Origin of the sequence: Sphingomonas lenta, from assembly GCF_002288825.1 — a bacterium.
Taxonomy (GTDB): domain Bacteria; phylum Pseudomonadota; class Alphaproteobacteria; order Sphingomonadales; family Sphingomonadaceae; genus Sphingomonas; species Sphingomonas lenta.
Window position 1 is genome coordinate 632,760 of sequence record NZ_NSLI01000001.1, and the last position, 20,535, is coordinate 653,294.

Here is a 20,535-nt window from a genome sequence, read left to right on the forward strand (position 1 = left end):
AGCCTGAGTCGTCCACACAGCCCTGGATGCTGAAACGAGTTCAGCATGACGGCAGGAAAGTAGCGCGCGTCACGCCGCTTCCTTCACCGGCGCGCCCACCGCCAGCATCGCGCGCCAGTTCGCGACCGTGACGAAATCCATATACTCCCGCTGCATCTCCGGGCTCAGCACCTCTACCATGCGCACGCCCTCGACCCACATCTCGACGAGCCCGAACTTGTCCGCGCGGCGGCAGTACTTCGCGGGCCAACCCTCGCGCTCCGCGATCGCCAGCACCTCCTCGCACGACAGTTTCGTGCTCATTGCGAAGTGCGTCGCCGAGCGCCGGTCCGGCGCGCCGATCACGCCGTAGCCGCCGTCCTCGCCTTCGTGCAGCTCAGTGCCGCGCGGGTAGACCTCGATCATGGTGGCGTTATCGTCGTTGGCGAACGCCATCCAGCTCCCGCCGATGACCGGCGGAAAGGGCAGCGCGTCGCCGCCCCAAATCTCGGCCAGCACTTCGGCCACGTGCTGCGGTTCGTCGGCGTCGATGGACAGGTGGAAAAGCATATGAGAGCTCCTTTCGGGGCCGCCGGATGCCAATTTGGTCCCGCCCCGGCCACATCCGCGCGACCGGGCGACGAACGGGCGACCAACCCCCTCTCCCACCGGGAGAGGGGCAAGCTGCGAAGCAGCGCGGGGGGAGGGTGGCGTGCACTCCCGCTAGCTGGTCACCCTCACCCTTCCGCCGCATTCCGTGCGGCTCCCTCCCTCTTCCGGCGGGAGAGGGAAAGGCGGTCAGATCCCCTCGTCCAAGCTCAACAACGTCGCGTTCCCGCCCGCGCTGGTCGTATCCACCGACACGTGCCGTTCCAGGCAGAAGCGGTACAGGTACAACGGCCCGCCCGCCTTCGGCCCCGTCCCCGACAGCCCCTCGCCGCCGAAAGGCTGCGAGCCCACGACCGCGCCGATCATCGAGCGGTTGACGTAGAGGTTCCCGACCTGCGCCAGCTCCTCGACCACTTCGCCCGCGCGCGCGATGCGGCTGTGCAGGCCCATGGTCAGACCGTAATTCTTCCGGTTCACGCGACGGATCGTGTCCTCCAGCTCGCCCGCGCGCCACGTGGTGACGTGCAGCAGCGGCCCGAACCACTCCTGCGTCACGTCTTCGATCCGATCCGCCCGGATCAGTGTCGGCGGCACGAACAGCCCTTCCGCGGGCGCGTCCGTCGTCGCCAGCCAGCGGTCGCGGACGCTCGTGCGATAGCTCATCAGCTTGTCGTACGCCGCCTGGTCGATCACCGGCCCCACATCGTTGGCCGGATCACCCGGATCGCCGATGCGCAGGGTCGCCATCGCGCCGCGCAGCATCTCGATGATCCCGTCCGCCACATCCTCCTGCAGCAGCAGCAGCCGCAGCGCCGAGCAGCGCTGGCCCGCCGATCGGAACGCGGAGGTGATCACGTCCGCCACGACCTGCTCAGGTAGCGCGGTCGAGTCGACGATCATGCAGTTGATCCCGCCCGTTTCCGCGATCAGCGGCACCAGTGGCCGCTCGTCATCCTCCACCAGCGTGCGCGCGATCCGCTTGGCGGTTGCGGTCGATCCGGTGAAGGCGACGCCCGCGATCCGCGGGTCGGAGGTCAGCGCCTGCCCTACCTCCGGCCCGCCCGGCACGACCTGCAGCACGTCACGGGGCACGCCCGCCTCCCACGCCAGCTCGACCGCGCGTACGCCGATAAGCGGCGTCTGCGGCGCGGGCTTGGCGACGACGCAGTTGCCCGTCACCAGCCCCGCCACCGTCTGCCCCAGGAAAATTGCGAGTGGGAAATTCCACGGCGCGATCGTCGCCCAGGTGCCCCTGCCCTCCAGGTGCAGCGTGTTGCGCTCGCCCGTCGGTCCCGGCAGCTCCTCCGGCCGGAGCTGCTCGCGCGCCCGCGCGGCGTAGTAGCGGCAGAAGTCGGCGGCCTCGCGCACCTCGCCCAACGCGTCGGGAATCGACTTCTTGGCTTCCTGCACTAGCAGCGCCATCAGCTCGTCGCGGCGCTGCTCCAGCAGGTCGGCGAGCCGCTCGAGCACGGCCGCGCGGTGCTCGACGGGCGTAGCGGACCAGTCCTCGAACGCCGCCTCCCCGCGTCCGATCGCGTCTCGGACCTGCGCAGCGGAGACTTCCGCCCCACCGTTCGTGTCGAGCCTAGTCGAGGCACGCTGGGATGCGCTCTGATCCCGCTTCTCGACTGAGCTCGAAGCGAACGGGAGGGGGGCGTTCACGGTACGGGTGACGCGTTCCAGCACCTCCCGGTCGTTCAGGTCCAACCCTTCGCTGTTCTTGCGATCCCCGAACAGCTCGATTGGTAGCGGGATCGACGGGTGCCGCGATCCGCCCACCGCCGCGATCTTCGCCACTGGGTCCGCCAGGATTTCGTCCTCGCTCAGCCGCTCGTCGGCGAGCTGGTGCACGAAGCTGGAGTTCGCGCCGTTCTCCAGCAGCCGCCGCACGAGATACGCCAGCAGGTCGCGATGTCCGCCCACGGGCGCGTAGATGCGGCAGTGGTAGCCGTGGTCGCGCACCAGCCGCTCGTACAGGCCGTCGCCCATGCCATGCAGCCGCTGGAACTCGAAGTCGCGCCGATTGCCCGCCCACTCCACGATCGTGGAGACGGTCAGCGCGTTGTGCGACGCGAAGGCCGGCCGGATGTTTTCCGCATCCAGCATGTCGCGCGCGACCGCGAGATAGCTGACGTCGGTCGCCGCCTTGCGCGTGAACAGCGGGTAGTCGGACAGGCCCTCGACCTGCGTCCGCTTGATCTCGCTATCCCAGTAGGCACCCTTGACCAGCCGCACGTTCATCGGCCGGCCGAGCTCGTTCGCCCAGGCGACCACTGGCCGCGCGCGCTTGCCGTAGGCCTGCACCGCCATGCCGAACCCTTCCCAGCCGTTCAGCTTCGGCGAGCGCGCGACGGAGCCGATGATGTCAAGGCTCATCTCCAGCCGCTCGGACTCCTCGGCATCCACCGTGAGCGCGATATTCCGCTCCGCCGCCCGCACCGCCAACTCCTCGAGCATGTCGGTGAGCGCCGGCACGCACTCGTCCCAACGCGCGACCTCGTAGCGCGGGTGGAGCGCCGAAAGCTTCACCGACACCGAGTGCCCCGCGGCCGGATCGCGCCCGACCGCCTCCACCGCGTCCTCATACGCCCGGAAGTATCGCTCCGCGTCGGCATGCGTCCGCGCCGCCTCGCCTAACATGTCGAAGCTGGCGGTGAAGCCGCGATGCTCGGGCTTGCGCATTCGCTTGGACGCTTCCTCGATCGTGCGGCCCATCACGAAGATCTCGCCCATCATCTTCATCGCCGCGCCGACCGCCTGACGTACGAACGGCTCGCCCGCCCTGGAGATCAGGCGGCGGAGCGCGCCCTCATTGCCCTCGCCCACCAGCGCGCGGCCCATCACCAGCCCCCAGGTGGCCGAGTTGACCAGCAGCGACGACGACTTGCCCGCGTGCGAGCGCCAATCCGCTTCGCCGATCTTGTCCGCGATCAGCAGGTCCGCCGTCTCCTGATCGGGCACGCGCAGGAAAGCTTCGGCTAGGCTGAGCAGCGCGACGCCCTCCGACGAGTTGAGCCGATACTCCTGCAGGAACTGGTTCACCCAGCCCTTTGACTGCGCCGCGCGCAGGTCGGCGAGCAGCCCCAGCGCCGTCCCTATCACGCGCCCGCGCTGGCCCGAGTCGAGCCGCGCTCGATCGAGGAGCAGTTTTAGAACTTCGGGTTCGGGCGCGCGGTGCAGTGCGCGCATGGTCTGGCGGGGATCTGACGCTACGGCGGTGGCCATGTTTGAACTCTCGGTCGGGTGAAGCTTGCGGAAAGGCCGCTCGGGGGCCTACAGGTGCCGCCGCTAAAGCCTATTCCGACATATAGGGGAAGCCGTGGCGACGTTCACCGCTAAGCAGATGAAGGCGCGGATCGGCACGGAGACCGTGTCCGACTGGGTGGAGGTCACCCAGGCGATGATCGACAAGTTCGCGGACGCGACCGGCGACCACCAGTTCATCCACGTCGACCCCGAACGCGCCAAGCTGACGCCCTTTGGCGGGACGATCGCGCACGGCTTCCTGACGCTGTCGCTGATGCCGCTATTGTCCTCGAAGGTGGCGGACGCGCCGCAACTCGAGGGCGCGAAGATGGGGGTGAACTATGGCGGCAACAAAATCCGCTTCATCAACCCCGTCCGTTCGGGCGCCCGCGTCCGAGGCCGCTTCAAGCTGCTGGATTTCGACGAGAAACGTCCCGGTCAGTTCCAACAAACTAACGAGTTCACCGTCGAGATCGAGGGCGAGGATAAGCCCGCCCTGATCGCCGAATGGATCGCCCAGGTCTTCGTTTAACTGAGGAAAGAACGCATGCGCTCCGCCGTCATCGTCTCCACCGCCCGCACCGGCATCGGCCGCGCCTATCGCGGCGCGTTCAACAACCTGCCCTCCCCCACCCTCGCCGGCCACGCGATCAAGGCGGCGGTCGAACGCGCCGGGATTGACGGCGCCGAGGTGCAGGACGTCATCATGGGCTCCGCGCTCCAGCAGGGCCATCAGGCCGGCAACGTCGCCCGCACATCGCTGCTCCGCGCCGGACTGCCGGTGACCGTCGCGGGCCAGTCGATCGACCGCCAGTGCGCGTCCGGCATGATGGCCATTGCCACCGCCGCCAAGCAGATCATCGTCGACAACATGGACGTGGCGATCGGCGGCGGCGTCGAGAGCATCTCGCTCGTCCAGACACCTCAGATGCGCGTCGCGCCCGACCCCGAGCTGCTGGCGATGCACAAGAACATCTACATGCCGATGCTCCAGACCGCGGAAGTCGTCGCCAAGCGCTACAATGTCAGCCGCGACGCGCAGGACGAGTACGCGCTCCAGTCGCAGCAACGCACCGCGGCGGCGCAGGCGGCCGGCAAGTTCGACGACGAGATCGTGCCCGTCACCGCGACCATGGCGATGACCAACAAGGAGACGAAGGAGGTCACTCACCACGAGGTCACGCTGGCTCGCGACGAAGGCAATCGCCCGGAGACGACGTTGGAGGGGCTGAAGGGCCTACAGGCGGTGATGGGCCCCGACATGAACATCACGGCGGGCAACGCATCCCAGCTCTCGGACGGCGCGAGCGCGTCCGTGCTGATGGAGGAGAAGGAGGCGGAGCGCCGCGGCCTCCAGCCGCTCGGCCGCTATATCGGCATGGCGGTCGCGGGCACCGAGCCCGACGAGATGGGCATCGGCCCCGTCTTCGCCGTGCCCAAGCTGCTCGAGCGCTTCGGCCTGAAGATCGACGACATCGGCCTGTGGGAGTTCAACGAGGCTTTCGCCGTCCAGGTCCTCTACTGCCGCGACCGCATCGGCATCCCCAACGAGCTCATGAACGTCAACGGCGGCGCGATCTCCATCGGCCACCCCTATGGAATGTCCGGCGCCCGCATGGTTGGCCACGCGCTGATTGAGGGCAAGCGCCGGGGCGCCAAGCACGTGGTGTGCACCATGTGCGTGGGCGGCGGTATGGGTGCGGCCGGCCTGTTCGAGGTGCTGTGACCTTGACGTTTCGGACCCGTTGCAATACGTAACGTATCGCCAAATCCATAAGGCGCTCCTGGACCTCGGCTGTGCCAGCAGCCGGGGTCCTTCGCATTTCGGGGCCCGGCTGCCAGGCCGGGCCCCTACTCAGCGCCCTACTTCTGACGCGCCACTTCGATTATCTTCAGGATCAAGGTCCCGAAGGCGAAGAGCACGCCCAAAACAAGGCACAGGGTAGCCAAATCCATGAAGGCACACTCCTGTGTCTGGCGGCGGGATTGCCGCCGTCCATCGTCATGCCGCCCGCGGCCGGCCCGCGCAACCAACCCCGCCCCGCGTCGTTCTCTCGCCGACCAATCCTCAGCGGGAGCAGAATATGGCCGCCCATCACGACAGCCCTCAGGAGATCGCCGCCAAGTTCATCGCCAAGGTGAAGGAGAGCCCCTTCATCATGCTCGGCCTGATGGACGGCCAGCATTCGGAGCCGATGAACGTCAAGCTCGACGACGATCAGCCCAACACGCTGTTCGTCTTCGCGGGCAAGACGAACCGCGCGGCCAAGGGCGGGCATGCGATGGTGCAGTTCGTGGGCAAGGGCCACGACTTCTTCGCCTGCCTCATGGGCCAGCTGACGCAGGATCGCGACCGCGCCACGATCGACAAGCTGTGGGACAACAATGTCGAAGCCTGGATCGAAGGCGGCAAGGAGGGCGGCAACTACGTCCTGCTCCGCTTCGACGTGGAGTCGGCGGAGCTGTGGGAGACGGACGTGTCGCTGACCGGCCGCCTCAAGCAGCTGTTCGGCGGGCAGATCAAGCCGGAGGAGTCCTCCAGCCACGCGATGGTCGACTCGATCGGCTGACCCGCAAGGGCCGTCGCTCCCGGACGGGAGCGGCGGTCAGCCGTTCGCGGCGATCCATTCTTCCACGACCGGCGCGATCTTGGAGCGCCAGCGCGAGCCGTTGAAGATGCCGTAATGGCCGGCACCCTCGGCCATGAGGTAGCGCTTCTTCTCGTCCGGCAGGTTGCCCGCCAGCGTCAGCGCCGCCTTGGTCTGCCCGAGCCCCGAGATGTCGTCGCGCTCGCCCTCGATGGCGAGCAGCGCGACGTCGGTGATCGCGCCCGGGTCCACAGGGCGGCCGCGGTGCGTCATTTCGCCCCGGGGCAGCGCGTGCCGCTGGAAGACCAGCTCGACCGTCTGCAGGTAGAACTCGGCGGTCATGTCGCACACGGCGCGGTACTCGTCGTAGAACGCCTTGGTCGCGTCCGCGCTCTCGTCGTCGCCCTGAACCAGATGTTTGAACATCTCCCAGTGGCTGATCATGTGGTTGCCGAGGTTCATCGACATGAACCCGGCGAGCTGCAGGAAGCCCGGATACACTTTCCGGCCCGCGCCCGGATAGACGACCGGCACCGTCGCGATCGCGTTCTGCTCGAACCAGGCGTGCGGACGCTCGGTCGCGAGCGTGTTGACCGCGGTCGGCGCTTCGCGCGTGTCGATCGGGCCGCCCATCATCGTCAGCGTCTTGGGCCGGCATGGATGCCGGTCCGCGCTCATCAGCGCCGCCGCGGCATAGCAGGGCACGGACGGCTGACAGACCGCGAGCATGTGCGCGCCCGGCCCGATCGCCTCTAAGAACTCGATCAGGTAGTTAATATAGTCGTCCAGGTCGAAGCGACCGTCGGCGATGGGCACCAGCTTCGCGTCGCGCCAATCGGTGATGTAGACCTCGTGGCGCGGCAGCATGCGTTCGACGGTGCCGCGGAGCAGCGTCGCGTAATGGCCCGACATGGGCGCGACGATCAGCAGCTTGGGCGAGCCCTCCACGCCCTTGCGCCGGAAACGCTTGAGCTGGCCGAACGGCTTGCGCAGCACGATCTCCTCGTGGACGGCCACCTCGCGCCCGTCTATCTCCGTGCTGGTCAACCCGAACTCGGGCTTGCCGCGGGGCGCCGCGGCATGCGCGAACACTTCGAGTGCGGAGGCCATGATCGTGCCCCCGCCCATGTAGGAGAAGGGGAAGCTCGGGTTCTGGAGCATGCCAGCGCCCAGCTTGGCCATGGCGCTGGCGCTGGCCAGCATCGACCGCTGCATCTCGTAAGCGTCGTAGAGCATCTATAATTTCCTGCGCCGCGCGACCCGGACGTTCTGCAGCGTTGGTTGCATACGTAACGTAAACGTCACGGTCGACAACGGGTTCATCCGACAATTAGCCGAACCTATGGCGTCGGAGGCACAGTTCCTGACGTTGAGCCACCCCGCTCCGGCTGCTAGGCGCGCGGCCATGGCCTCCAGCGCCCCCGTTTCCGAGCCGTCCCGCCGGCTCGGCCCCCTCGCCATGGTCTGGCGCTATGCGTCCCGCTACCCGCTCCAGATCGGCGTCGCCTTCTTCGCCCTGCTCGGCACGTCGGCCGTGACCTTGTCACTGCCCTGGACGCTTCGTTCCGTGATCGACGAGGGGTTCGGTGCGGGCGCGGACCTCAGCCATATCGACCGGATCTTCTATCTCCTGTTCGGGCTCGTCGTGCTGCTGGCGGCGGCGACGGCGGTGCGGTTCTACTACGTCTCCTGGCTCGGCGAGCGCACGGTGGCGGACATCCGCATGGCGGTGCTCGATAACCTCGTCCGCCTCACGCCGCGCTACTTCGAGGAGAACCGCCCGTCGGAGATCGCGTCGCGGCTCACGTCCGACACGGCGCAGATCGAGAATGCCGTGGGCTCCACCGTATCCATCGCGCTCAGGAACACGCTGACGGCGCTCGGCGGCATCGCAACGCTGTTCGCCTTGTCGCCGCGGCTGACGGGGATGCTGCTCCTCGCCATCCCGCTGATCCTGTCGCCGATCGTGCTGCTCGGCCGCAAGGTGCGCGACCAGTCCAAGACGAGCCAGGACCGCATCGCCGACATCGGATCGACGGTGGTCGAGACGCTGGGCGCGATGAAGGTCGTGCAAGCCTTCGGGCAGGAGGGCCGCGAAGGGCAGCGCTTCGGCGATGCCGTGGCGCTGAGCTTCGCGGCCGCGCGGCGGCGCATCTTCGTGCGCGCGGCGATGACGGCGCTGGTCATCATGCTGCTGTTCGGCGCGGTCGTGATGCTCCTGTGGACCACCGTGAGCGACGTGGCCGAGGGCCGGCTGTCGAGCGGGTCGCTAGGCGCGTTCATCTTCACCGCCGTGCTGGTGACGGGGTCGTTCGGCGCGTTGACGGAAGTGTGGGGCGACCTGCTCCGCGCGTCGGGCGCGGCGCAGCGCTTGTCCGAGCTGCTCGCCGAACGGCCGGAGATCGCCGCACCCGCGCGGCCGTCCTTGCTGCCCGAGCCGCCGCTGGGTGCGCTGCGCTTCGACGACGTGCATTTCCACTATCCGACCCGGCGGGACGCGCCCGCCTTGCACGGCGTTACGCTCGACGTCCGGCCCGGCGAGACGGTGGCCGTGGTCGGACCGTCGGGAGCGGGCAAGTCGACGCTGTTCCAACTCGCCGAACGATTCTACGACCCGGACCAGGGCCGCGTGCTGATCGACGGCGTCGACCTGCGCGACGCCGATCCGCAGGCGGTCCGCGCCCGGATCGCGCTGGTGCCGCAGGAGACGGTGATCTTCGGCGCGTCCGCGCGCGACAACCTGCGCTACGGGCGTTGGGAAGCGAGCGACGACGAGCTCTGGGCGGCGGCGGAGGCGGCCAACGCGGCCGAGTTCCTGCACAAGCTGCCCGATGGGCTCGACACGTTCCTGGGCGAGGGCGGCGCGCGGCTGTCGGGCGGGCAGCGGCAGCGCATCACCATCGCCCGCGCTCTCTTACGCGACTCGCCCATCCTGCTGCTCGACGAGGCGACGAGCGCGCTCGACGCCGAGAGCGAGCGGCTGGTGCAGCAGGCGCTGGAGCGGTTGATGGCGAACCGGACCACGCTCGTGATCGCGCATCGGCTGGCGACGGTGCGCGCGGCGGAGCGGATCATCGTCATGGACGGCGGCCGGATCGTGGAGGAAGGTTCACACGGGCAGCTGATGGCGCGGTCGGGCCTGTACGCCCGGCTGGCGAGCCTGCAGTTCAGCGAGGCGGCTTGAGAGACGGGAGAAGCGGCATGGCCAAGGAGTTCGATGTCATCGTCTACGGCGCGACCGGGTTCACCGGGCGGCTGGTGGCGGAGTACCTGACCCAGGCCTACGCTGGCCCGGACCGCCCGCGATGGGCGATGGCGGGGCGGTCGCTCTCCAAGCTGCAGGAGGTGCGCGACCTGATCGGCGCGCCGGCGGACACGCCGCTGGTGACTGCGGACGCCGACGACCCCGCCAGCCTCCGCGCGATGGCGGAGCGGACAGAGGTCGTGCTGACCACGGTCGGCCCTTACCAGCTATACGGGTCCGAGCTGGTCGGCGCGTGCGCGGCGGCAGGCACGGCCTATGTCGACCTGTGCGGCGAGCCCGCTTGGATGCGCAAGATGATCGACGCGTACGAGCCCACCGCCAAGCGGACGGGCGCGCGGATCGTCTTCTCCTGCGGCTTCGACTCGATCCCGTTCGATCTCGGCGTGCTGACGCTGCAGGAGTTCGCGCGCGAGCGCTTCGGCCACCCCGCCCCGCGCGTGAAGGGGCGCGTGCGCAAGATGCAGGGCGGCTTCTCCGGCGGCACGGCGGCGAGCCTCAAGGCGACGCTCGCGGCCGCGGCCAAGGACCCGTCGTTGGTTAAGCTGCTGACCAGCCCGTTCGCGCTGACGCCGGGGTTCCAGGGCGTGGGCCAGCCGCTGGGGCTGCTCCCAGAGTTCGACACGACGCTCAACGCCTGGGTCGCGCCGTTCATCATGGCGCCGATCAACACCAAGAACGTCCACCGGACCAACTTCCTGCTCGGCCACCCGTACGGGACCGATTTCCAGTATGACGAGATGCAGGTCGCGGGCCTCGGCGATCTCGGCAAGGCGGCCGCGGAGGCGATCAGCAAACTCAACCCGCTCGCCGGCGACAAGGGGCCGAAGCCGGGCGAGGGTCCGTCGAAGGAGGAGCGTGAGAACGGCTTCTACGACCTCCTGTTCGTCGGGCTGATGCCGGACGGGACGCGGCTCGACGCGGTGGTCACGGGCGACAAGGATCCGGGCTACGGATCGACGTCGAAGATGATCGCGGAGTCGGCGCTGTGCCTGGTGCAGGACGTGCGCGGCGACGGCGGGGTGTGGACGCCCGGCGCGCTAATGGGTGCGAAGCTGCGGGACCGGTTGCAGGCTAAGGCGGGGCTGACGTTCACGGCTGGATGAGGTCAACTTTGCCACACCTCCTCCGTCACCCCGGACTTGTTCCGGGGTCCATCGTCGTGCGCGCAATCCGTTCGGGGGTGCGCACGGCCGTCCACTCCCACTCTCGCTGACGGTTCGCCCGGACAGTGATGGACCCCGGAACAAGTCCGGGGTGACGAGTGAGGGCGATCAGCCCCGGTAGAACAGCATCGCCGCGAGTGCGATGAGGACCGCGCCGCCGATCAGCCACGGTATCGCCGCCCGGCTGCGAGCGTTCGCGTTCGCCTGGTAGGCGACGATGTCGAGCCACCAGTTCCCGCCCGCTTGCCGCATCGCGCCCGAGCGGAGCAGCGCGGCGAACGCCTTAGCCTCGCGCGGGCTCGACGGCTTGAACGCGATCGCGTCGGTGGGCGAGAGCGCGCCGCGTTCGACGAAAACGGGCGCGATCGAGCCGCGGACCAGGTAGCCCTGGCGCAGCGGCGACCTGGGCGCGGGCGTGTCGGTGCGGATCAGATTGGTCAACGGCGTCCCCCCTGGTGCCGGATGTTGCCCGGACGGCCGCGCCGCTTCAACACGCGCGGGGTGCGGCGGTCGCGGCGCTCGGGCTCGGCGGACGTGCCCGCCCCCTTCCCCTCCGGCAGCTCGAAGCGGAGCGCGCCCGAGACAGGGTTGGCCTCCACGAGCCTGAGCTCGAGGCGCTGGCCCAGCGCGTACTGCTCGCCGCTATGCTCGCCCGTGAGCGTGCGGGCGGCCTCGTCGAAGCGGTAATACTCGCCGCCGAGGTCGCGGACGGAGACGAGGCCGTCGCCGCCCACATCGTCCACCGTCGCGAAGAAGCCGAAGTTGGCGACGCCCGTGATCCGCGCCCGCACGATCTCGCCCACGCGCTCGGCCAGGAATGCAGCGACGTAGCGGTCGATCGTCTCGCGCTCCGCCTCCATCGCGCGGCGCTCGAAGCCGGAGATCGACTCGCCGATCCGCTCCATGCCCTCCGCCTCGCCGTCGGTGAGACCGCCCTCGCCCAGCTTGTACGCTCGGACGAGCGAGCGGTGGACGAGGAGGTCGGCATAGCGGCGGATGGGCGAGGTGAAGTGCGCGTAGCTGCCGAGCGCGAGCCCGAAATGCCCCGTGTTGCCTGGTCCGTAATAGGCTTGCGTCTGCGTGCGGAGCACCTGCTCCATGACCTGCGGGCGGAAGTCGGCGTCACCGACCTTGTCGAGAATGCGGTTGAACGTCGCGGGGCGGATCACCTGGCCGAGCGCGAAGGGGACGCCGAACGTCTCCAGATAGTCCTTGAGTGCCGTCAGCTTCTCGCGGCTGGGCGGCTCATGGTCGCGGTACATAACGGGCGCCTTCTTCGCCTCCAGCGCCTTAGCGGCGGCGACGTTGGCGGCGATCATGTAGTCCTCGATCAGCCGGTGGGCGTCCAGACGCTCGCGCGGCGCGACCGACATGATGCGGCCCTTCTCGTCGAGCACGACGCGGCGCTCCGGCAGGTCGAGGTCGAGCGGCTCGCGCTTCTCGCGAGCGGCGAGCAGCGCGCGCCAGCAGCCCCAGAGCGGCCTGAGCGCGGTCTCCGTCAGCGGGTGGTCGAGCGTCCCGTCGATCGCGGCCTGCGCGTCCTCGTACGCGATGTTGGCCGCGATGCGGAGCACGGCGCGGGTGAAGCGCCAGCTCTTGAGCTGGCCGTCCTTGGTCACCTGGAGGTGGCAGACGAGCGCGGCGCGGTCCTCGCCCTCGACGAGCGAGCAGACATGCGCCGACAGGATCTCCGGCAGCATCGGCACCACGCGGTCGGGGAAGTAGACGGAGTTGCCCCGCTTGCGCGCGTCGCGGTCGATCGCGGAGCCGGGACGCACGTAAAAGCTGACATCGGCGATGGCGACGAGCGCGCGCCAGCCCTCCGGATTGGCGGGATCGTCGTCGGGCTCGGCCCAGACCGCGTCGTCGTGGTCGCGGGCGTCGGCGGGGTCGATCGCGACGATGGCAAGGTGGCGCAGGTCCTCGCGGTCCTCGCCTAGCGGCTGGCGCGCGACGCGTTCCGCCTCGTCAAGCGTGTCGGGGGTGAACTGGTCTGGGATGCCGTGCTTGTGGATGGCGATGAGCGAGAAGCTGCGCGGCGCGAACGGATCGCCCAGGCGCTCGACGACGCGGACGGTGACGCGCGGGGGGCGGCCGGCCTTCTCGGCGAGCACGAGGTCGCCGGCTTGCGCGTCGCCCGCGTCGGAGACGGCGTACTCGCGGCGCTCCTTCTTCTCGACGCCGGTCAGCCACAAGCGGTCGCCCTCCGCACGGAGCACGCCCAAGACCTGCTCGGAGGCGCGGGCGAGCGTCTTCATGGGATGCGCGATCCAGCCGGAGCCGGCCTCCTCGGTGCGCGCAAGGACGCGCTCGCCGATGCCGAGCTGGCCCCGCTTACGCTCGCGGACGCGCAGGCGCGGCGGCGGGCCGTCCGCCTCCCAGCGCTCCGGCACGGCCCAGACGTTGCCGCCGTCGTCGACGTCGGCGACGCGGAGCACCGTCACCTTGGGCAGCCCGCCCATCTTGTGGAAGGCGCGGCCGGGGGCGGAGTCGATCAGGCCCTCGTCGGCCATGTCCTTGAGCAACGCCTTGAGCGCTATCTTCTCCTGGGCGGACAGGGCGAAGGCGCGCGCGATCTCCCGCTTGCCGGCGGGCTGGTCGGAGGTCTCGATGAAGTCGAGGATCTGCTGGCGGGTCGGCAGGCCTGCGGCAGCGCGTTTCGGCATCAGCGCGACGGCCCGAAGTTCACGACTTTGACGAGTTTTACACGGAACAGGGCTGAATTGCTGTCCTGTTCGGCAGGATGGGAGGCGCGGCGGACTTCGGGCGAAGCGGTGTCGATGATCATGGGGGAGGTCATGCCATAGCCGAACGGTTGTAGGACAGCCTCGTCAACGCGCCCCGGGCGGCTTAGATGCGGAGGCGTGACGTACGACCTCCTGATCGTCGGCGGCGGCATCAACGGCTGCGCCATCGCGCGCGAGGCGGCGCTGAACGGCTGGTCGGTACTGCTGGTCGAGCGCGACGACCTGGCGAGCCATACGTCGTCGGCGTCGACCAAGCTGATCCACGGCGGCCTACGCTACCTGGAGTATTACGATTTCCGCCTCGTCGCGCACGCGTTGCGCGAGCGGGAGCGGCTGCTGAGACTCGCGCCGCATCTGATCCGGCCGCTCACCTTCGTGCTGCCGCACGAGAACGCGGTTCGGCCGTGGTGGCTCGTCCGGCTGGGGCTGCTGCTCTACGACCGGCTTGGCGGACGGTCGGCGCTGCCGCGGTCGCGGGGGCTGAGGCGATCCGATGCGGCGTATCGCGCGCCATTGAAGAATGCGGGAAGCGGGTTCGTCTACTCGGACGCTTGGGTCGACGACTCGCGGCTCACGGTTCTCAACGCGCTGGATGCGGCCGAGCATGGGGCAGAGGTGCTGACCCGCACCACGCTGGAGAGCGCCCGACGCGAGGACGGGCTGTGGCGCGCGCGGCTATCGGATGGGCGAGAGGTGCAGGCGCGCGCGGTCGTCAACGCGGCGGGACCCTGGGTGGCGGAGCTGCTGGGGCGGATGGGGGTGAACGCCTCGGCGGGCGTCAGGCTGGTCAAAGGTAGCCACATCGTCGTGCCGCGGCTGTTCGAGGGCGACCACGCCTATATCCTCCAGCAGCCTGACCGGCGCATCGTGTTCGCCATCTCCTACGAGGGCGGGACGGCGGTGGGCACCACCGACGTGGTGGTCGAGCGGCCGGAGGACGCTCGGATTGACGGGGACGAGGTGCGCTACTTGTGCGACGCGGCGAGTCGCTACTTCGCGCGCCAAGTCGGCCCTGAGGACGTGACGAGCTCATGGTCGGGCGTTCGTCCGCTCTACGACGACGGCGCGAGCGAGGCGCGCGAGGTGACACGCGACTATGTGCTGGAGCTGGACGCGAACGGCCCCCCGCTGCTGTCGGTGTTCGGCGGCAAGATCACGACTGCGCGGCACCTAGCCGAAGAGGCGGTGGCCAAGGTCGCGCCGGCGCTTGGGCGGCACGTCGAGCCGATGACGCGCGAGCGGCCGTTCCCAGGCGGCGGGTTCCGGAGCTTCGATGCGTACCTGGCGCATGTGCGCGAGCGGCGTCCCTGGCTGGGCGCGGAGCGGTCGGAGCGGATGGCACGCGCCTACGGCACACTGCTCGTCGCGATGCTTGCGGGCGTGCGGGACGAGGCAGGCATGGGCGAGGCGTTCGGCGCCGGGCTGACCGAGCGCGAGGTGCGCTGGATGCGGGATCGCGAGTGGGCGCGGACGCCGGAGGACGTGCTGGAGCGGCGGAGCAAGCTCGGGCTGCACATGACCGCGGCCGAGCGGGTGCGGTTCGAGGCGTGGTGGGCGGCATCACCGGCCGCCTGACCTCGCCTGTTGCTCAGCGAAAGCAAGGCGGTAGTCTGCCGGGCGTGGGGCAGGACCGGCGAAATAAGCGGAACGGACTACGCCTAGCCGCCTGGGCCGCGGCGCTCGCGCCTGCGTCGGTGCTGCTTCACGAACTCGGGCACTGGTCGGCCGGGCGCTTGCTCGGTTACCGACCGGTGTTGAACGTCGCCAGCGTGTCCGGCGGCGCCGAGCCCGGTACGGCTCCGGCCTGGGAGGTGGCGGTGCAGGCAGGCGCCGGTCCCGCCGTCACCATGCTCCTCACCGTCGCCGCGATTGCGACGGCGCGACGAGGTGGGTCGCGATCGGCCGCTTTCGCGCTTGCGGCGGTGGCCCCCGTCAGAATGTTGATGGCTCCGATCGGCCTGCTGACTTGGTCGCTCGCTGCGCTCGATCTGGTTAGGGCCGGTCGTCCCAACTTCGACGAATACAACTTCGCCATCGCGGTCGGCGCGCCCACGCCCGCCATACTCCTCCCCTCTTCGCTGTTTCTGGGCTGGGCGTGGCTCCGGGTCTGGCGACAGCTGCCCTCACCGCGCCCCGTCCATATCCTCTGGCTAGTCACGGGGATGGTCGCCGGCTTGGCGGGATGGGTGAAGCTGGTCGGCCCCGTCGCCGTTGCGCTGATCCGCTAACCCGGTCCTACCCCGCGCCCGGCGCGACGGCCCTGGTCATGTCCTTGCCCGCGCCCTCGGCCAAGCGGATGTGGAGCTCGCGGAGCTGCTTGGCGCTGACCTGGCTCGGCGCGCCCATCATCAGGTCCTCGGCGCGCTGGTTCATCGGGAACAGCACCACCTCGCGGATGTTGGGCTCGCCCGCCAGCAGCATGACCATGCGGTCGATGCCGGGCGCGGAGCCGCCGTGCGGAGGGGCGCCGTACTTAAAGGCGTTGATCATGCCCGCGAAGTTCGTGTCCACGTCCTGCTGGCTGTAACCGGCGATCTCGAACGCCTTGTACATGATCTCCGGCCGGTGGTTCCGGATCGCGCCCGAGCTCAGCTCCACGCCGTTGCAGACGATGTCGTACTGGTAGGCGAGGATTTCGAGGGGGTCCTTAGTCTCCAGCGCCTCCAGCTCGCCCTGCGGCATCGAGAAGGGGTTGTGGCTGAAGTCGACCTTCTTGTTGTCCTCGTCCCACTCGAACATCGGGAAATCGACGATCCAGCAGAACTCGAAGCGGTCGGGGTCGATCAGGTTCAGCTGCTCGGCCACGCGCGTGCGGGCGAGGCCGGCGAGCTTGGCGGCTTGCGCCTGCTTGCCGGCCGCGAAGAACACGCCGTCGTCGGGACCTAGGCCTAGCGCGTCGGCGATGGCCTGCATGCCCTCCGCACCGTGGTTATTGGCGATGGGCCCGCCGAATACGCCGCCCTTGCGCGTCGCGTAGCCGAGGCCCGCATAGCCCTCTGACTGCGCCCAGCTGTTCATGTCGTCGAAGAATTTGCGGCTCTTGTCCGCGGTGTTCGGGGCGGGGATGGCGCGCACCACGTCGCCGGCTTCGACGATCGAGGCGAAGCGGCCGAAGCCCGAGCCGCGGAACAGCTCCGACACATCGCTGATCACGAGAGGGTTGCGCAGGTCGGGCTTGTCGTTGCCGTATTTCAGCATAGACTCGCGATACGGGATGCGCGGAAAGGGCAACTGCGAGACCTGGCGGCCCCTGCCCTGCCAGTCGGCGAACTCGGTGAACAGGCCGTGGAGCACGGGCTCGATCGCCTGGAACACGTCCTCCTGCGTGACGAAGCTCATCTCGAAATCGAGCTGGTAGAACTCGCCCGGCGAGCGGTCGGCGCGTGCGTCCTCGTCGCGGAAGCAGGGGGCGATCTGGAAGTAGCGGTCGAAGCCGGCGACCATCAGCAGCTGCTTGAACATCTGCGGCGCCTGCGGGAGCGCGTAGAACTTGCCGGGGTGGACGCGGCTGGGGACCAGGTAGTCGCGCGCGCCCTCGGGGCTGGACGCGGTCAGGATCGGCGTCTGGAACTCGGTGAAGCCCTGCTCGATCATGCGGCGGCGGATGCTCGCGATCACCTGAGAGCGGAGCATGATGTTGGCGTGGATGCGCTCGCGGCGGAGGTCGAGGAAGCGATAGCGCAGCCGGATGTCCTCCGGATAGTCCGCCTCGCCCGCGACGGGGAGCGGCAGCTCCTGCGCAGCCGATTGAACGGTGGCAGCGCGGGCGAACACCTCGATCTCGCCGGTCGCGAGGTTCGGGTTCACCGTCGCTTCCGAGCGCGCCTTGACGCTGCCGTCGATCGTGATGACCGACTCGACGCGGACCTGCTCCAGGACGGGCAGCGCGGGGCTGTCGACGTCGGCGACGACCTGGGTGATGCCGTAATGGTCGCGCAGGTCGATGAACAGCACGCCGCCGTGATCGCGCTTGCGATGCACCCAGCCGGAAAGGCGGACGGTCTCGCCCTCGTTCGCGCGTGAGAGGGCGGCGCAGTTGTGCGTGCGGTAGGCGTGGGTCGTCATGGGCCGGGGCGCTTCCCCGCCCCCTTCCCTTTTGTCAACCCGCGCGACCGGCGCTAGACGCGGCCGGATGCACGTTCATTCCCTGATCACCGACAGCGCGACGCTCGCCAATCTATGCTCCCGCTGGTCCCAAGCCGACTTTATCGCCGTCGACACCGAGTTCATGCGCGAGTCGACCTACTGGCCCGAGCTGTGCCTGATCCAGGTCGCCGATACGGAGGAGGCCGCGGCGATCGACCCGATGGCGCCGGGGCTCGACCTGACGCCCCTGCTGGAGCTCCTGACGAACAACGAAGACGTGCTCAAGGTCTTCCACGCGGGCGGTCAGGACATCGAGATCGTCTATAACCTGACCGGCAAGACGCCGCACCCGCTGTTCGACACGCAGGTCGCGGCGATGGCGCTGGGGCAAGGCGAGCAGATCGGATACTCGAACCTGGTCGACAGCTGGCTGGGCATCCAGATCGACAAGGGCGCGCGGTTCACTGATTGGTCGCGGCGGCCGCTCGACCAACGGCAGGTGGACTATGCGGTCGGCGACGTGACGCACCTCGCACGCATTTTTCCGCGCATGCTGGAGAGGCTACGTAAGACCGGGCGCGGACAGTGGTTGGACCAGGAGATGGAGCGGCTCGCCGACCCGGCGAATTACGCCAACGATCCGGACGTGGCGTGGAAGCGCGTGCGCATCAACAGCCGCAAGGCGGACGTGCTGGGCCGATTAAAGGCGATCGCGCGGTGGCGCGAGCTGGAGGCCAGGGGCAAGGACCTGCCGCGCGGGCGCATCGTCAAGGACGAGACGCTGGCCGATCTCGCCAGCCACCCTCCGAAGCGGCAAGGGGACCTCGCCAAGGTGCGCGGGCTGTCGCCGACCTGGGCGGGCAACGAGATCGGCGCGCGGCTGATGGCGGCGATCGCGGCCGCAGGCCCGCTGCCCGAAAGCGAGATGCCGCCGCGCGAGGACCGCAAGCCGGGGCTGGGCAAGGACGGCGCGCTAGTGGCGGACCTGCTCAAGCTGCTGCTCAAGATCAGGGCGCGCGACATCGACGTGGCGCCGCGGCTGCTGGCGCGGTCGGACGAATTGGAGCTGCTGGCGGCCGGACAGCGGCACGGGCTGTCGATCCTGGAGGGCTGGCGGTACGACCAGTTCGGGCACGACGCGCTGGACTTGGTGGAGGGGCGGCTCGGGTTCGCGGTCAAGGGCGGTAAGCTGAAGATGACGCGGACGGAAGAGGAGACCGCGGCGTAAGCGGCCCTGCTACCTTCCGTCATGCCGGACTTGTTCCGGCATCCATCGTCGTGCGCACGGACCTGCCGGAGTGCGCGGACCACGATGGACCCCGGAACAAGTCCGGGGTGACGATCGTGAGCGACCTAAGTGAGCTCTACCCAGACAGAGCCGCTTCCCGCCCCAAGAAGGTCGCCAGCGCGGCGTGCCGCTTCTCGACCGCCTCGCCGTAGAGCGCGCGGTCTCCCGGTTCGAGGTGGAGCGTGATCCGCCGGCCGTCGTCGCTGAGCCGCGAGCGCTTGAGCGGGCCGGCGACGCCGCCGGACAGGCGTTGCCCTAAGCGGATCGCCAGGCCCCAGGCGGCGGCTTGGCGCAGGTCGGAGGTGGACGCCAGGCGGAACAGCGGGTCGGGCGCGTCGGTGTCGCCGGCGAACGCGGTCGCCAGCGTCTGCGCCAGGATCGCGCGGCCGGGGCCGTCGATCGCGACCCAGTTGCCGTGCAGCGCCGTCTCGATGCCGCGTTCGGCGCGGAAGTCGGGGTTGGCGTGCCAGCCCACGTCGGCGAGCAGGCAGGCGGCGCAGCGGAGCCGCGCGTGCCGGTCGTCGAACAGCGGCTCGATCCAGCGATCGAGCAGGTCGCCGTGTTCCGGAAAGCGGCCGAGCATGCGGCCTTCCTCGCGCGCGGCGACGACGAGCGGGTCGTGGGCGCGCGTCTCCTCGTCGAGCGCTTCGTAGAGCAGGCCCTCGCGCAGGCCGAAGGCGGAGGCGACGGTGCGGTCGCAGCCGAGCTGCTTCAGGAGTGCGGACAGGAGTGCGGTGGCGTCGGCGAGGAGGCCCGCGCGGGTCGAGGCTATGTCGGCGATCTCGCGCAGCCGCTGACGCGACAGGTTCGGGATGGCGCGGGTGAGTTCGGCGATGCGCGCGGCCGGCATCGCGTACTGGTGGATGACGGGTAGCGGATAGCCGGTCAGCGCCATGTCGAGCTTGGCGAGCGCGCGCCAGGAGCCGCCGACGAGGTAGAGCGGCAGGCCCTTGCCCCGCCCTTCCCAACCGGACTCGCGCACCAGCTTGGCCACGCGCCGCTCCAGCCCGCCCGCGTCGCGCAGCGCGGCGACGCGGAGCACGCCGAGCGGAAAGGACACGCGCTCGCCCACCCTGCCCGCGCGCACGCGGACCAGCTCCAGGCTGCCACCGCCGAGGTCGCCGACGATGCCGTCCGCGTCCGGGATGCCGGAGAGCACGCCGTAGCCGGCCCCGGTCGCCTCCTGCTCGCCGGACAGGATCTCGACCTCTAGGCCGAGCTTCGTCGCCTGGGCGATCAGCTCGTGGCCGTTGGACGCGTCGCGAACCGCGGCGGTCGCGACGGTACGGAGCGACTCGACCTCCATCGCACGCGCGACGGCGGCGAAGCGGGCGAGCGCGACACGCGCCTTGTCGAGCGCTTGCGCCTCGATCGCGCCCGTGGCGGCGAGGCCGCGGCCGAGGCCGGCCATGACCTTCTCGTTGAACAGGATCGCGGGCAGGCGTGCCGGGCCCTGGTAGACGACGAGGCGGATCGAATTGGAACCAATGTCGATGATGGCGGTGCGGGGGCGGTGGTCGGGCACGCGCGTCTTCGCGCGCACCGGCTCGAGCAGCGTCGCCAT

At 69.4% G+C, this 20,535-nt stretch carries 16 protein-coding genes; 8 read left to right on the forward strand and 8 right to left on the reverse strand.

Features of this window, described 5'->3' with window-relative positions:
* Positions 1 to 69 precede the first annotated feature (69 nt).
* Both CKY28_RS03060 and putA read right to left on the reverse strand, forming a co-directional pair.
* Complete coding sequence (locus tag CKY28_RS03060; protein WP_095996830.1) at positions 70 to 549, reverse strand: hypothetical protein; 480 nt, start codon at positions 547 to 549, stop codon at positions 70 to 72.
* A gap of 228 nt (positions 550 to 777) precedes the next feature.
* Positions 778 to 3,813, reverse strand: coding sequence for a bifunctional proline dehydrogenase/L-glutamate gamma-semialdehyde dehydrogenase PutA (gene putA / locus CKY28_RS03065; protein ID WP_095996831.1), 3,036 nt, complete (start codon positions 3,811 to 3,813; stop codon positions 778 to 780).
* A gap of 118 nt (positions 3,814 to 3,931) precedes the next feature.
* On the opposite strand from putA, the gene CKY28_RS03070 reads away from it, so the two are divergent.
* The 3 genes from CKY28_RS03070 to CKY28_RS03080 all read left to right on the forward strand — a co-directional run bounded on the left by CKY28_RS03070 (position 3,932) and on the right by CKY28_RS03080 (position 6,404).
* Entirely contained in the window at positions 3,932 to 4,366 is a 435-nt protein-coding gene (locus CKY28_RS03070; RefSeq protein WP_176472939.1) for a MaoC family dehydratase, read from the forward strand.
* 15 nt (positions 4,367 to 4,381) lie between these two features.
* Positions 4,382 to 5,560: an acetyl-CoA C-acyltransferase gene (locus CKY28_RS03075; protein ID WP_095996833.1), complete on the forward strand. Its 1,179-nt coding sequence runs from the start codon at positions 4,382 to 4,384 to the stop codon at positions 5,558 to 5,560.
* A 358-nt stretch (positions 5,561 to 5,918) separates the two neighbouring features.
* Positions 5,919 to 6,404, forward strand: a complete 486-nt coding sequence (locus tag CKY28_RS03080; protein WP_095996834.1) for a pyridoxamine 5'-phosphate oxidase family protein — start codon at positions 5,919 to 5,921, stop codon at positions 6,402 to 6,404.
* Positions 6,405 to 6,440: 36 nt separating this feature from the next.
* Here CKY28_RS03080 and CKY28_RS03085 read toward each other — a convergent pair whose 3' ends face one another.
* Positions 6,441 to 7,658 carry a polyhydroxyalkanoate depolymerase gene (locus CKY28_RS03085; RefSeq protein ID WP_095996835.1) on the reverse strand — a complete coding sequence of 406 codons (1,218 nt, stop codon included), beginning with the start codon at positions 7,656 to 7,658 and terminating at the stop codon, positions 6,441 to 6,443.
* A gap of 169 nt (positions 7,659 to 7,827) precedes the next feature.
* Between CKY28_RS03085 and CKY28_RS03090 the strand changes: the two genes are divergently transcribed.
* Positions 7,828 to 9,606: an ABC transporter transmembrane domain-containing protein gene (locus CKY28_RS03090; protein ID WP_095996836.1), complete on the forward strand. Its 1,779-nt coding sequence runs from the start codon at positions 7,828 to 7,830 to the stop codon at positions 9,604 to 9,606.
* Between the two features lie 17 nt (positions 9,607 to 9,623).
* Positions 9,624 to 10,790: a saccharopine dehydrogenase family protein gene (locus CKY28_RS03095; protein ID WP_095996837.1), complete on the forward strand. Its 1,167-nt coding sequence runs from the start codon at positions 9,624 to 9,626 to the stop codon at positions 10,788 to 10,790.
* A gap of 168 nt (positions 10,791 to 10,958) precedes the next feature.
* On the opposite strand, the gene CKY28_RS03100 is transcribed toward CKY28_RS03095, so the two are convergent.
* From CKY28_RS03100 to CKY28_RS19235, 3 genes are read right to left on the reverse strand one after another with little or no spacing between them, the layout of a single operon-like run.
* Positions 10,959 to 11,291 carry a hypothetical protein gene (locus CKY28_RS03100; protein ID WP_095996838.1) on the reverse strand — a complete coding sequence of 111 codons (333 nt, stop codon included), beginning with the start codon at positions 11,289 to 11,291 and terminating at the stop codon, positions 10,959 to 10,961.
* Positions 11,288 to 13,516, reverse strand: a complete 2,229-nt coding sequence (locus CKY28_RS03105; RefSeq protein ID WP_095996839.1) for a ribonuclease R family protein — start codon at positions 13,514 to 13,516, stop codon at positions 11,288 to 11,290. The genes CKY28_RS03100 and CKY28_RS03105 overlap by 4 nt, the downstream gene beginning before the upstream one ends.
* Positions 13,516 to 13,638 carry a hypothetical protein gene (locus tag CKY28_RS19235; RefSeq protein ID WP_281253193.1) on the reverse strand — a complete coding sequence of 41 codons (123 nt, stop codon included), beginning with the start codon at positions 13,636 to 13,638 and terminating at the stop codon, positions 13,516 to 13,518. The genes CKY28_RS03105 and CKY28_RS19235 overlap by 1 nt, the downstream gene beginning before the upstream one ends.
* A 76-nt stretch (positions 13,639 to 13,714) precedes the next feature.
* On the opposite strand from CKY28_RS19235, the gene glpD reads away from it, so the two are divergent.
* Positions 13,715 to 15,172, forward strand: coding sequence for a glycerol-3-phosphate dehydrogenase (glpD, locus tag CKY28_RS03110; RefSeq protein WP_095996840.1), 1,458 nt, complete (start codon positions 13,715 to 13,717; stop codon positions 15,170 to 15,172).
* A gap of 179 nt (positions 15,173 to 15,351) precedes the next feature.
* The gene (locus CKY28_RS03115; RefSeq protein WP_176472929.1) at positions 15,352 to 15,825 is read left to right on the forward strand and encodes a hypothetical protein; all 474 of its coding nucleotides are present in this window, start codon (positions 15,352 to 15,354) and stop codon (positions 15,823 to 15,825) included.
* A 7-nt stretch (positions 15,826 to 15,832) separates the two neighbouring features.
* Here CKY28_RS03115 and aspS read toward each other — a convergent pair whose 3' ends face one another.
* Positions 15,833 to 17,662: an aspartate--tRNA ligase gene (gene aspS / locus CKY28_RS03120; RefSeq protein ID WP_095996842.1), complete on the reverse strand. Its 1,830-nt coding sequence runs from the start codon at positions 17,660 to 17,662 to the stop codon at positions 15,833 to 15,835.
* Positions 17,663 to 17,729: 67 nt separating this feature from the next.
* On the opposite strand from aspS, the gene rnd reads away from it, so the two are divergent.
* A complete protein-coding gene (gene rnd, locus CKY28_RS03125; protein WP_095996843.1) occupies positions 17,730 to 18,911 on the forward strand; it encodes a ribonuclease D in 1,182 nt (393 codons plus the stop codon).
* 136 nt (positions 18,912 to 19,047) lie between these two features.
* On the opposite strand, the gene CKY28_RS03130 is transcribed toward rnd, so the two are convergent.
* Complete coding sequence (locus CKY28_RS03130; RefSeq protein ID WP_095996844.1) at positions 19,048 to 20,535, reverse strand: Ppx/GppA family phosphatase; 1,488 nt, start codon at positions 20,533 to 20,535, stop codon at positions 19,048 to 19,050.

What these genes read in the sequence shown, in the direction of transcription:
- CKY28_RS03060 (WP_095996830.1), bottom strand. Translation starts at nt 549, where the DNA reads ATGCTTTTCCACCTGTCCATCGACGCCGACGAACCGCAGCACGTGGCC.
- putA (WP_095996831.1), bottom strand. Translation starts at nt 3,813, where the DNA reads ATGGCCACCGCCGTAGCGTCAGATCCCCGCCAGACCATGCGCGCACTG.
- CKY28_RS03070 (WP_176472939.1), top strand. Translation starts at nt 3,932, where the DNA reads ATGAAGGCGCGGATCGGCACGGAGACCGTGTCCGACTGGGTGGAGGTC.
- CKY28_RS03075 (WP_095996833.1), top strand. Translation starts at nt 4,382, where the DNA reads ATGCGCTCCGCCGTCATCGTCTCCACCGCCCGCACCGGCATCGGCCGC.
- CKY28_RS03080 (WP_095996834.1), top strand. Translation starts at nt 5,919, where the DNA reads ATGGCCGCCCATCACGACAGCCCTCAGGAGATCGCCGCCAAGTTCATC.
- CKY28_RS03085 (WP_095996835.1), bottom strand. Translation starts at nt 7,658, where the DNA reads ATGCTCTACGACGCTTACGAGATGCAGCGGTCGATGCTGGCCAGCGCC.
- CKY28_RS03090 (WP_095996836.1), top strand. Translation starts at nt 7,828, where the DNA reads ATGGCCTCCAGCGCCCCCGTTTCCGAGCCGTCCCGCCGGCTCGGCCCC.
- CKY28_RS03095 (WP_095996837.1), top strand. Translation starts at nt 9,624, where the DNA reads ATGGCCAAGGAGTTCGATGTCATCGTCTACGGCGCGACCGGGTTCACC.
- CKY28_RS03105 (WP_095996839.1), bottom strand. Translation starts at nt 13,516, where the DNA reads ATGCCGAAACGCGCTGCCGCAGGCCTGCCGACCCGCCAGCAGATCCTC.
- CKY28_RS19235 (WP_281253193.1), bottom strand. Translation starts at nt 13,638, where the DNA reads ATGATCATCGACACCGCTTCGCCCGAAGTCCGCCGCGCCTCCCATCCT.
- aspS (WP_095996842.1), bottom strand. Translation starts at nt 17,662, where the DNA reads ATGACGACCCACGCCTACCGCACGCACAACTGCGCCGCCCTCTCACGC.
- rnd (WP_095996843.1), top strand. Translation starts at nt 17,730, where the DNA reads ATGCACGTTCATTCCCTGATCACCGACAGCGCGACGCTCGCCAATCTA.
- CKY28_RS03130 (WP_095996844.1), bottom strand. Translation starts at nt 20,535, where the DNA reads ATGGCGACGCTGCTCGAGCCGGTGCGCGCGAAGACGCGCGTGCCCGAC.